The 11,218-nt window shown below is 68.7% G+C and carries 8 protein-coding genes and 1 tRNA gene; 8 read left to right on the top strand and 1 reads right to left on the bottom strand.

Annotated elements, in window-relative coordinates; genetic code table 11:
- Positions 1 to 16: 16 nt before the first annotated feature.
- On the bottom strand, positions 17 to 1,576 hold the full coding sequence (locus DS837_RS06550; protein ID WP_247889805.1) for a ShlB/FhaC/HecB family hemolysin secretion/activation protein: 1,560 nt from the start codon (positions 1,574 to 1,576) through the stop codon (positions 17 to 19).
- A 669-nt stretch (positions 1,577 to 2,245) separates the two neighbouring features.
- Here DS837_RS06550 and DS837_RS06545 point away from each other — a divergent pair.
- The 8 genes from DS837_RS06545 to DS837_RS06510 all read left to right on the top strand — a co-directional run bounded on the left by DS837_RS06545 (position 2,246) and on the right by DS837_RS06510 (position 11,195).
- Entirely contained in the window at positions 2,246 to 3,013 is a 768-nt protein-coding gene (locus DS837_RS06545; RefSeq protein WP_149163981.1) for a molybdate ABC transporter substrate-binding protein, read from the top strand.
- A gap of 347 nt (positions 3,014 to 3,360) precedes the next feature.
- Positions 3,361 to 3,436: transfer RNA gene (locus tag DS837_RS06540), tRNA-Trp, on the top strand.
- Positions 3,437 to 3,916: 480 nt separating this feature from the next.
- Positions 3,917 to 4,651 carry an RNA polymerase sigma factor gene (locus tag DS837_RS06535; protein WP_149163980.1) on the top strand — a complete coding sequence of 245 codons (735 nt, stop codon included), beginning with the start codon at positions 3,917 to 3,919 and terminating at the stop codon, positions 4,649 to 4,651.
- Between the two features lie 74 nt (positions 4,652 to 4,725).
- On the top strand, positions 4,726 to 5,790 hold the full coding sequence (locus tag DS837_RS06530; RefSeq protein WP_149163979.1) for a patatin-like phospholipase family protein: 1,065 nt from the start codon (positions 4,726 to 4,728) through the stop codon (positions 5,788 to 5,790).
- The gene (gene alr, locus DS837_RS06525; protein WP_149163978.1) at positions 5,787 to 6,968 is read left to right on the top strand and encodes an alanine racemase; all 1,182 of its coding nucleotides are present in this window, start codon (positions 5,787 to 5,789) and stop codon (positions 6,966 to 6,968) included. The genes DS837_RS06530 and alr overlap by 4 nt, the downstream gene beginning before the upstream one ends.
- Positions 6,965 to 8,164 carry an ABC transporter substrate binding protein gene (locus DS837_RS06520; RefSeq protein WP_149163977.1) on the top strand — a complete coding sequence of 400 codons (1,200 nt, stop codon included), beginning with the start codon at positions 6,965 to 6,967 and terminating at the stop codon, positions 8,162 to 8,164. Before alr ends, DS837_RS06520 begins: the two co-directional genes overlap by 4 nt.
- A 2-nt stretch (positions 8,165 to 8,166) precedes the next feature.
- Positions 8,167 to 10,671, top strand: coding sequence for an MFS transporter (locus DS837_RS06515; protein WP_149163976.1), 2,505 nt, complete (start codon positions 8,167 to 8,169; stop codon positions 10,669 to 10,671).
- Positions 10,668 to 11,195: a GNAT family N-acetyltransferase gene (locus DS837_RS06510; protein ID WP_149163975.1), complete on the top strand. Its 528-nt coding sequence runs from the start codon at positions 10,668 to 10,670 to the stop codon at positions 11,193 to 11,195. The genes DS837_RS06515 and DS837_RS06510 overlap by 4 nt, the downstream gene beginning before the upstream one ends.
- The last annotated feature ends 23 nt before the right edge of the window (positions 11,196 to 11,218 follow it).

The raw sequence follows: 11,218 nt of genomic DNA, 5'->3' as shown, positions 1-11,218 counted from the left end.
GTATCCCCCGGCCCTATCAGTATTGCGCAGTGATGTTGAAGAAGACCCGCATGTCCTTGTCGCCCTCGGTCGCGACGCGGCGGGTCAGCGGTTTATCGATCTCAAGCGTCGCGAAAAGCCGCTCCACGAGGCCGGCGCGCACGCCGCCGCCCACGGAGACCAGCGAATTCCGGCTGTTCTGCTCCAGGCTGGAGCGGTTCCACACCTCGCCGCCGTCGACGAAGCCATAGATCTGGACGGCCTGCGCGAAGGCGTTGTCCGGCAGCGCCGGCGTGTAGCGCAGCTCCAGCGACCCGGCCCAACCGCTGTCGCCGGAGATCTCGCCCTCGTCGAAGGCGCGGCCGTAGCTCGGGCCGCCCAGCGCGATCTGCTCGCTGGCCAGCAGCGGCGTGCCCGCGGCCTGCATGGTGGCCGTCGCCAGGATGCTGAAGTTGGCCGGCAGCTGCTGCACGCGGGTGATGTCGGCGGTGAGCTTGGTGAAGTCGCTGCGCCCGCGCTCGCGCGAGGCGTAGGCGGAGCCGAGCTTCGTCGCGTCGAGAATGTCCAGCCCCTGGTGCACGAGGCCGCGCACCGCGGTGATGCCGTCCCAGCCGTCGGTCCGGTCATAGCTGAAACCGCCGCGCAGGATGCGCAGACGGTCGCGGTTGAAGCGGTCGCCGGAAATGTCGGTGTTCACGTCGCGGTATTCGAACTCGCCGACGGCGCGGAGGTTCTCCAGGCGCGAGCGGATCACCGGGTAGCTGAGCGTCCCCACGCCCGCCGCCACCCAGCTTTCCACGTCCAGCGGGTCCAGCGTCAGGCCGGGGCGCGACTTGGAATAGGAGCCGGTGGCGGAGAAGGTCAGCCCGTCGCCGGTCACCAGCGCCTGGTAGCCGGCACCGACCGACCAGGCCCGCGACGCCGGGGAGGACACGCGCCCGCTGAGGTTCACCGTGTCGGCGTTCGGCCCGAAGGAGTTCAACGCCGCCGTCGCGGTGGTCTGGGCGGTGCCGAGATAGGGCGTGTTGCGGTTGCTGAACGACACCAGGGCGTCCATCGCCTTGCGGTCCGTCTTCACCACCACCACCGAGGCGCCGAGCGTGTCCGGGGCCGGCTCCAGGCTGGCGCGCACGCTCAGGCCGGCGAGGTCGTTCGCCAGGAGAAGGCGGCGCTCGACCTCGGCGACGTTGATCGGCTTGACGCCGCGCAGCGGCTCCACCAGCCGCTTCACCGCGGCCAGGGCCGGGCCGATGTCGTCGGGATAGGTGATGTCGGACACGAAGCCCTCGACCACCTGGAGGCGGAAGGTGCCGTCCTCGATCGTCTGGGCCGGAACGATGACCCGGCTGGTGATGAAGCCGTCGTTGCGGTAGCGGAACTCGATGTCGTTGGCGATCTTGAACAGGTCCGCCACCGACACCTCGCGGCCCAGCAGGTCCTGGTAGGTGGTCCTGAGGCTGTCCTGGCTGTAGGCGGTGGCGCCTTCGATCGTGACATCCCGCAACGTCAGGCGGTAACTCTCGGCCCCCGCCGGCGCCTCCGCCGCGGGCGCCTTCGGCACGGTCACCGCCCCGCCCGGCACCGAGGGCAGCGGCATCACCGGGCGTGGCGCCTCCGGACGCGGTTCCGCGCCCGAGGGGAGCTGCGCCGGCAGCTGTTGCGCGAGCGCGGGAGCAGCCACACCCGCGAGAATGGCGCTTGCCACGAAGCAAGCCCACCATGACGCTTTTCTCTTATCCACATCTTTACTAAGGACGGAGATGGAAGAGGCGGCTTTGGTGGACGAGTTCATAGGACCGATACCTTCGCGCGATGGTCGTTGCTAACTTTTGATTAACGAAGACCCCGTCGGATCTCCATCTGAGGTAGCTATTTCTATCATACGATTTTGGAGATGGTGTTAGTCCTAGTTTGTCGGAATTTGTAACATTCATATCTCCGTCATGAGCGGTGCCGGAGCGGTGCGCATACCGGGACACCGCGCCGACCGTGGCGTTTGCGCACGCTCCTTCACGGGAATGCGCGCAATCCCGGACGGCTCATGGCCGACACGGTTATCGATTTTGGATGGTTCGCTGGGGAGGCCGCTGCATGGCGCTTGGCCATTATACATCTTAGATTGTGGCGAGCGGAGGAACACGCCACACGCAGTTCATTCCGGCTGCTGGGCCCGCGGTGGCGGCGTGCGTTGTTCCTCACACGTTTCCAAGTATGTTCCGTGCTCTATGCATAAGAAAAAGGCGTTTGGACACAAGCGGTGCGGACAATGACCTTCATGGACAAGTCGGTGGCGCGGTTGGACGGTGCGGTGCATCTGTTTGCCGCCGGCAGTCTGAAGGCCGCGCTGAGCGAACTGGCGCAGGCGTTCGAAACGCGGGTGGGCATCCGGGTCGCCACCGTCTTTGCCCCTTCCGGTCTGCTGAAGGCGCGGCTGTTGCAGAGTGGGGAAAGCGGCCTGTTCGCCTCCGCCAACATGGCGCATCCCCGCGCGCTGGCCGACGCCGGACGAGCGACGACCGTCCACCCCTTCGCGCGCAACCAACTCTGCGCCATTGCCCAGCCGGAGGTGGAGGTTTCGGAGGACACGCTGCTCGACCGGCTGCTCGACCCGGGCATCCGGCTGGGCACCTCGACGCCGCAGGCGGATCCCGCCGGCGATTATGTCTGGGACGTCTTCCGCAAGGCCGAGGCCCTGCGCCCCGGCAGCTTCGCGGCGCTGGATGCGAAGGCGCTGCGACTCACCGGCGGGCCGAACAGCGAGAAACCGCCGGAAGGCCGCAACCCCTACGCATGGCTGATGAAACGGCGCAAGGCCGACCTGTTCCTGACCTACCGCACCAACGCACGGCTCGCGGCGCTGGAAAATCCAGCGTTGAGGATCGTCGCCCTGCCTGCGGCGATGGCGGTGGGCGCAGACTATGGGCTGGCCGTGCTGAACGGCACGGACCGCGCACGGGCGGAAGCGTTCGTCCAAAGCATTCTGTCCCCGGCCGGCCAAGCAATTCTGCAGGGCTACGGCTTTGCCGGCCCATGATGCGAAGCCGTTACAAACCGCCGCTCTTCACGCATCAACGATGTCTTCTGTGAAGTCATCTTTTAAAAAATTGAAATCGATACTTTTAAAGATGGTTCAATTCTGCAGCTTGGTGAGCAGAAGTATACGCGGCGTGGCAAGAAGTGGCTTTGTTTGGTAAATTTTTTCTTTCCATATCGTGTGGGCCGAGGCTGACAACGGCCCGGCCACGTTCACGGTGCCGCCCCCTGCCCCATTCTCCGTCATGCTCCCGGTGAAAGAGCGCTTCAAACCCGATTGCAGCAATTTTCCGCTGGTGCGGCGCCCTGAAATCGCCTAAAAGCGGCTTCCCGCTGCAAAGCGGCGACAGGAGTGTAGCTCAATTGGTAGAGCACCGGTCTCCAAAACCGGGGGTTGGGGGTTCGAGCCCCTCCACTCCTGCCATCCGGCAGAAGTTTCGGACGGCCCCGCACGCAGCGGCACCCATCTTCTGAAATATAGAAATCTGGAAACATTACCGGAACGGCGATCAAGAATTCGATCCCGTTGGTTAATCCATCTTTATCCTTAAAGCCTTGAGCGGCCCGGTGCCGCACGGCGTTACTATCCCCACACCGATCCTTCGCTGCGTACCCATAGAATCGACGCACCCGCCTGCGCGTGCATAGCCATGGCTTGATTATCAGGACATAGTGCGGTTGTGGTCGGATAGGTTTTTTTTTAGATGAGCTCGTGCGAAATACATAGGTATTTCGAAAAAAAGTATATCCAGTTCGTTCACGCATAGAACTTGGCGAGCGTCCCTTGAGCAAAACGCGCAAGGGACGTCATATGCAGCAAAGAGCGCAACCTTTAGGGGACATCCCCACCGGAACAGCGTTGGATCGGCGGCGGGAAGCGAAGCGCCCCTGGCCCTCGCTGTCCATGGCCGGATCGCCGCGGCTCCTCTCCCGCACCGGGGAAGATCTCCACCAGTTGGAGGATTCCGGCCTTCTGGAACGCATCGCGACCGGAGACCAGACCGCCTTCTGGGTCTTCTGGTGCCGCCATTACACCGACCTGTTTTGGACATACCACCGGTTGTGCAAAGGAAACAGGCAGGAAATTCACGACTGCCTGAGCGGGCTCTGCATCAATCTGTCGGACGTCCTGCCCCTCTACGCACGCTCCATCATCAAAACGCGCACTTGGTTGCGACGCACCGCCATCAACCATTTCATCGACCGGCATCGCGCCCACCAGCGCCATCCCGTCCTGGTCGGCTCCCTCGTCGAGATTGCCTCCATCGCCGACGTTTCCAGCGGACGGGACGCCATGGACCCGGAACGCACCAACGCCGACCGCGCTCTGCTCGTCAAGGTCCTGGAATCGCTCGACGGCATCCGGGACGAGCGAATGCGCCAGGCCGCCCGCATGCGCTTCATCGAGGAACAGCCCTACGCGGACATCGCGGCGGAGCTGTCCATTTCCGAAGAGCTGGCGCGCAAATGGATTCAGCAGATCCGCAGCTATCTGCGCAGCGCCGTTCCCGATCACCGCGACCTGCTGGCGAAACCGCCGCCCGACACCCCCCAGGCGCGGCGCGCCACCAAACACGGCGTGCTGACCAGAACACGCCCGCCCAAGGCCCCTTCCAAGGCGATGAAACCGGCGCTTTGACCAGCGCCGCACACCCGAGCACGACCCGTCCCATTCCGCCGTCCTCACCAGGACGCCAACGACCGGAGCCATTCATGCCCGACCAGACCATGCCCGCCCCCGCCGTCCAACCCGCCAACCGGAAGAGCGCCAAACCGATCAACTTGGCGCTCCAGGGGGGCGGCGCCCACGGCTCCTTCACCTGGGGCGTGATCGACCGCATCCTGGAGGACGGGCGCCTGACCATCGACGGCATCGTCGGCACCAGCGCCGGCGCCATGAACTGCGCCGTCACCGCCTATGGCCTGACCATCGGCGGTCCCGAGGGCGCGCGGAGCAAGCTGCGCGAATTTTGGCGCCGCATCTCCGACGAAGCCAAGAAGGGGCCGCTCCAGCCGACCCCGCTCGACAAGATGTTCAGCAAGGGGAACATGGACTTCTCCCCGCTCTGGCAGATGTTCGACGCGCTGTCGCGCATGATGTCGCCGTACGAGCTGAACCCGATGAACCAGAATCCGCTGCGCGACGTGCTGTCGGACGTGGTGGACTTCAAGCGGCTGCGCAAGGCGCCGGCCTGCAAGACCTTCATCGCGGCGACCGACGTCTGCGCCGGCCGGCTGAAGGTGTTCGGTCCCAAGGACATCTCGGTGGACGCGGTGCTCGCCTCGGCTTGCCTGCCCTTCCTGTTCCAGGCGGTCCAGGTCGGCAACGCCTTTTACTGGGACGGCGGCTATTCCGGCAATCCGCCGCTGTTCCCGCTGATCGAGCAGTGCGACAGCCGCGACATCCTGATCATCCAGATCAACCCGGTCCGCGTGCCGGTGCCGCCGCGCACCGCCCGCGAGATCATGGACCGCGTCAACACGCTCAGCTTCAACTCCAGCATGATGCGCGAGCTGCGCGTCGTCGACTTCGTCTCCAAGCTGATCGACTCCGGGGAACTCAGCCCCGAGAAGCACAAGAAGATGCACATCCACACCGTCGACGCCGAAGAGGTCGTGGAGAAGCTGGGCGTCACCAGCAAGCTGAACGCCGACTGGGACTTCCTGATGTACATGTTCGAAACGGGCCGCCATAAGGCCGACGAGTTTCTCGATCAGCACTTCGACAAGATCGGCAGGGAATCCTCGACCGACATCAGAGCGAAGTTCCTTGCATGACGGGAACGCGGACGGGCCGGCGGGGCAGCACCACCGCCTGGGCGGACATCGATCTGCACGCCCTCGGCCGAAACCTGGAACGGCTGCGCCGCGGCCTTCCACCCGGTCAGGCCGTCTTCGGGGTGGTGAAGGCGGACGCCTACGGCCACGGCGCCGGGCCGGTCGGACGGGCGCTCCAGCGGTTCGGGATCGACGGGCTGGTGGTCGCCGACATGGGCGAGGGCATCACGCTGCGGCGGGCCGGAGTTACGGCCCCCATCCTGGTGATCGACCCGCCGTTGCAAAGCCAGCTCCGGTTGCCCGCCCTGCACCGGCTGGGCGCCACCGTCACCAGCACGGCGGAGGCGCGGGCGCTCGCCACCGCCGCCAACCGCGCCGGCCGGACGGTTGACGTGCATGTCCGGGTGAACACCGGATTCGCCGGATTCGGGGCGCCGCGGGCGGACCTGACCGACCTGCTGGCCGCGGTTTCCGCCGCGCCGACGCTGCGGCTGGAAGGGCTCTACACCCACCTGTCCGGCGCCTATGGGCCTTACGAGGACGGCGGCCTGGCGGAGTTGGAGCGGTTCGGCGAGGCGGTCGAGACGGCGCGGGCCGCCGGGCTGCTGCCGCCGCTGGTCCACGCGCTCAGCAGCGTGGCTCTCGGTCGACCCCTGCTGACCGGGGCCGCGGCGCGCATCGGCTGCACGGCGGTGCGGTGCGGCGCCGCCCTGTTCGGCATCCGCATGGCCGACGGAAACCCGCCCCTCCCCCTGGCCCCGGTGATGAGCGTCAAGGCCCGCGTCACCCGCGTCACGGCGCTGGAACCGGGCGACGTCGCCGATTACGCCGCCGCCAGCGCCGCCCCCCGGCGCACGCCGGTGGCGGTGCTGCCCTTCGGCTTCGCCGACGGCCACCACCTGCACCGGCTGGTCGGCGGCCTCCTGCTGATCCGGGGCCGCCCGGCGCCGGTCCTGGGCCGCCCCTTCATGAGCAGCCTGCTGGCCGACCTGACGGATATTCCCGGTGTCCAGGCGGGGGACGAGGCGGTGCTGATCGGGCGGCAGGGCGATCACCGGATCACCGCGGAGGACATCGCGGCGCGGTCCGGGCTGCGCCCCAGCGCGGTCCCCCTTCTGGGGCCGCGGGTCGTCCGCCGCTACCGGTCGAGCGCCGGGAGGGAGGACCAGACGGAATGAGCCCACATGTCCCATCCACCGCCGGCCGATCCACCGCCGGCCATCCAGCCGCGGCGATGACCCGCCGCGGCTGGATGGCCGGTGCGGCGGCCGCCGGACTTGGCGCCCTCTGCCCGTCGCCGGCGGTCCCAGCCGCCCCCCGCCCGCTCCCGTCGGTCCGGGACGTGCCGCGGCGCTGGCGCGTCGGCTACGCCGAATCCATGCCCTACGGCAATTACGCCGCGACGCTCGCCGCCATCCTGGGCGAGCTGGAAAGGATGGGCTGGACCGGCGCGCTGACCGGCATGCCCTACCGTCCGGGCCAGACCGACACCGCCGCCCTGTGGTCCTGGCTGGCCGCGCGCGCCGGCAGCCCGGTCCTGGACTTCGTCGCCGACGCCCACGCCACCAACCTGACGCCCGACGGCGCCGCCGCGCTGGTGACGCGTCTGCACCAGACGCGCGACATCGACCTGATGATCGTCATGGGGACGGTCGCCGGCGTCGCCCTGGCGACCGACGCGCATTGTGCGCCGGTCCTTGCCTTCTCCTGCACCAACCCGATCGCCGCCGGAATCGTCGAGTCGGAGGCCGACACGGGGCGCGACCATGTGTGGGCGCATCTCGACCCGCGACGGTTCCAGCGCCAGCTGTCCATCTTTCACAAGACTTTCCAGTTCCGGCGGCTGGGCATCGCCTACGACGACAGCCCCACCGGCCGCGCCATCGCCTCGCTGCCCGACATCGAGGCCGCCGCCGGACGGATCGGATTCGAGCTGGTGGAGCGGCACGTCCGCGCACCCATCGACCATCTCGACCAGTACCGCTACGAGATCGATCTGACCGCCGCCTGGGACGCGCTGTCGCGCGAGGCGGAAGCCGTCTACATCACCTACGGGCGCTGGCCGCTGGACCGTTTCACCTCGCTGGCCCGGCCCTTTCTGAAACGGCGCATCCCGACCTTCTCGCAGCTCGGCCCCGAGGAGGTGGAGCGCGGCGCGCTGATGAGCATCGCCCGCGCCGACATGGCGGGCATCGGCCATTTCGGCGCCGCCACCCTCGCCCGCGTCATGGCCGGCGAGCCGCTGCGCCACCTGCCGCAGGTCTATTTCGACACCCCGTCCATCGCCTGGAACGCGGCGACCGCGGCGGCCATCGGCTACCGCATCCCCTTCCCGGCGCTTCTGGCGGCGGATTCACTGCACGGAGTGCTCTAGCCATGGCCTCACCCGGCGCCCCGTCCGGCCGCTCCGGCCCCCTCCGCGCCTTCCTTGTGTCCGTTCTGCTGGTGGGGGTGACGCTGGCCTTCAGCCTGAGCATCAATCTCGGTTCCTTCCGTCAGAACCACGCGGGCACGCTGATGGCCGCCTTCGCGGTGGTCGGCGGCAAGACCGTCGAGAACGTCCAGGACGCGCTGGGCTACGGCAAGCCATTGGACGACTTCTATGGGCTGGAGGCGATCCTCGACCAACTCGCCGCCAATCTGCCCTGGGCGCGGGGAATCGGGGTGGCGGTGGCGGACGGGCGCGTCGTCGCCATCGCCAGGGGGCGGCCCGTGGAGCCGATGGCGGAGGCCGCCCTGCGCCGCGCCCGTGCTGAGCTGGCGCGGCGTCCCCATTGGTTCCGGCACGATGCCGACAACGGGACCTACACCCTCTATCTGCCGATCCGCAATCCCGGCGAGGCCGAGCGGGACGGCCGGAAGCCCGACGCCCCCGCCGGCTTTCTCATCGTGCAATCCGACAGCGCGAGAGTGGACGACCGCGTCGAGGAATTCCGCGACCGTACCCTGCCGCAGCTCCTGTGGACGGGGCTGGGGACGGTCGGCTTCCTCGGCCTGACCGGCCTTGCCATGGCCTTCGGGCTGCGCCGCGCGTCGGAAGGGCGCCGGGTCCGGCTGGAACGCCTGCGCCGGCTGCTGGCGCTCGGCGCGATGCTGGCCGCCCAGACCGCGGCGGCGGCGGAATGCTACACGCTGATCTCCACCGCCCATCTGGAGGCCGCCGAACAGGCGACCCAGATCGTCGCGCGGATGATCCGCAACGACGTCGAATCGGTGGTCCGCCGCGGGCTCGACTACGGGTCGCTGGCCGGGGTCGACGGCTATTTCGAACGCATCCGCGCCAGCATGCCCACCCTGCAATCCATCGAACTGGCCATGCCCGACGCAAACCCGCCGGCGCACGACGACCGCCACATGGTGAGCGGCGCTCCCTTCCTGTCGGACATGCCGGACGTGACGCTGCGATGGCCGCTCGCCCAGGACCGCGGCGGCGAGGCGCGCGAGCTGGTGGCCGTGGTCGACGGCGACCGGGTGGCCGCGCAACTGACCGAGTTCGGGCTGGACATGGCGACCATCCTCGTCACCTCGCTGCTGTTCATGTTCGAGATGGACCGCGTGCTCGGTGGGCGGACGCGGATGGTCCATCGTTCGGAAGAAGGGCGCTCTGTGGTGGGTGAGACCGGCGACTTCGCCGGCTCCATCCGCTTCTCGGCCTTCCTGATGTATTTCGGCGCCTTCCTGCCGGTGTCCTTCGTCCCGCTGCTGATGACCAGCTTCGGCGGGGACCCCTTTCCCCTGCTGTCGCCATCCCAGATGGCCGCGGCGCCCCTGACCGCGGAAATGCTCTGCGGGGTCGCCGCGGCGCTGGCCGCCGGACGGCTGACCGGGCGATTCGGCTGGCGGGCGGTTTCGCTGGCCGGCTTCGTGATGGCCGCGGTGGGAATGGCGCTGGCCGCGCTGGCGGCGCTGGCCGCCGACCCGCTGCTGTTCGTCCTGGCCCGCGGGCTGAGCGGGGCGGGCGGCATGGCCGGTCTGGTCGCCGCGAACGCCCTGATCGGGCGGCTGCGGGGGGTGTCCGACAGCTCCGCTCTGCAATCCGGGCTGTTCGCCGGTATGTACGCCGGGGTGAATTGCGGGGCCGTATCGGGCGCCCTGCTCTCCACCACCTACGGGCCGGTGACGGTGTTCGCCGGGGGGGCGGTGATCCCGGTCGCCGGGCTGCTCTACACCGCGTTCGGCGTTCCCCGCCTGCCCGGAACCGTCCCGCCGGGCGCGCATTGCGCGCCCGCGGCGGTTCCCACGCCGTGCGGGACGGTTCACCCACAGCACCGGCGCATCAGGGTGCCGCTGTTCCTGGCGCTGGTCTCCCTGCCCACCGCGGTGGCGGCGATGTTCCTGCCCTTCTATCTGCCGCTGTTCATCGCGGATCTCGGCCTGTCGTCGGCGACGGTGGGCCGCGCCTACCTGCTGCACGGCCTGTGCGTCGTGCTGGCCGGGCCGCTGCTGACCCGCATGGCGGCGCGGCACCTGCCGATTCCGGGGGTGACTCTGCTGTCCGCGGCGATGATCGCCGGGGCGCTGGCCCTGTTCGGCCTCCAGGCGTCGCTGTGGACGGCCATCGCCACGGTGTTCCTGATCGGCCTCGCCGAGAGCTTCGGCCTGTCCGCCCAAATCCGCCACGCCGAGCTTCTGGCGGCGCGCGAGGCGCGGCGGCGCGATTCCGTTCTGGCCCTGCACGTCAACACCCGCAAGCTGGGACAGGCCGCCGGGCCGCTGCTGTTCGGCACGCTGGCCGCCGCCGTCCCGCTGGGCGCCGGACCGGAGGGGGTGGGAATGATCGGCGCGCTGCTGGCCGGCAGCTTGCTGCTCTTCGCCCTGCTGACCTGGCGGCGGACCGTCCCGCACCGCACGGCGCGCCAGCGGACGAGGGGCCGGCAATGACCGGGCTGCGCTTCGCCCTGCTGGCGCCGGACGCGCTGGACGCCGTCCTGGAGTTGCAGCGGGAGGCCTGCGGCCCGCTGATGCACCCGCTCGGCAAGGCCGAGCTGTCGGAGATGCTGGCCGGGCCGCAAAGGGGCCATGGGGCGGTGCTCGGCGCGCTGACCGACCGCGCGCTCGCCGCCTTCCTGGCCGTCCAGTTTCCCGGCCGGGCCGCCCACAATCTCGGCCGCGACTACGGCCTTCCGGAGGGTGACCTCGACCGCGCGCTGCACTTCACCGGAATCCTGGTTCATCCCGACCGGCGCGGGCAGGGCCTGCACCGGCGCCTGATCGAAACCGCCGCCCAGGAGGTCCTGCCGCCGGAGCGGCACCGCTACTGGTTCGCCACCGTGCGGCCCGAGAACACGGCCAGCGTGTGCGGAATGCTGTCGGTCGGCATGCGCGTCTTCGCGCGCAAGCCCAAGCACGACGGGCACGACCGCCTCCTCTTCGTGCGCGACCTGTCCGCCCCGGCCGGCGGCTGAGGCCCTCTTGTCACCGTTGCCCC

The sequence above is a fragment of the Azospirillum brasilense genome, from assembly GCF_008365405.1.
Taxonomy (GTDB): domain Bacteria; phylum Pseudomonadota; class Alphaproteobacteria; order Azospirillales; family Azospirillaceae; genus Azospirillum; species Azospirillum brasilense_D.
Note: the sequence above shows the minus strand (reverse complement) of the source record. Positions and strands in the feature narration are given on the sequence as shown.

Excerpts from the sequence above, each read along its gene's own strand:
- DS837_RS06550 (WP_247889805.1), bottom strand. The coding sequence starts at position 1,576 with ATGCCGCTGCCCTCGGTGCCGGGCGGGGCGGTGACCGTGCCGAAGGCG.
- DS837_RS06545 (WP_149163981.1), top strand. The coding sequence starts at position 2,246 with ATGACCTTCATGGACAAGTCGGTGGCGCGGTTGGACGGTGCGGTGCAT.
- DS837_RS06535 (WP_149163980.1), top strand. The coding sequence starts at position 3,917 with ATGGCCGGATCGCCGCGGCTCCTCTCCCGCACCGGGGAAGATCTCCAC.
- DS837_RS06530 (WP_149163979.1), top strand. The coding sequence starts at position 4,726 with ATGCCCGACCAGACCATGCCCGCCCCCGCCGTCCAACCCGCCAACCGG.
- alr (WP_149163978.1), top strand. The coding sequence starts at position 5,787 with ATGACGGGAACGCGGACGGGCCGGCGGGGCAGCACCACCGCCTGGGCG.
- DS837_RS06520 (WP_149163977.1), top strand. The coding sequence starts at position 6,965 with ATGAGCCCACATGTCCCATCCACCGCCGGCCGATCCACCGCCGGCCAT.
- DS837_RS06515 (WP_149163976.1), top strand. The coding sequence starts at position 8,167 with ATGGCCTCACCCGGCGCCCCGTCCGGCCGCTCCGGCCCCCTCCGCGCC.
- DS837_RS06510 (WP_149163975.1), top strand. The coding sequence starts at position 10,668 with ATGACCGGGCTGCGCTTCGCCCTGCTGGCGCCGGACGCGCTGGACGCC.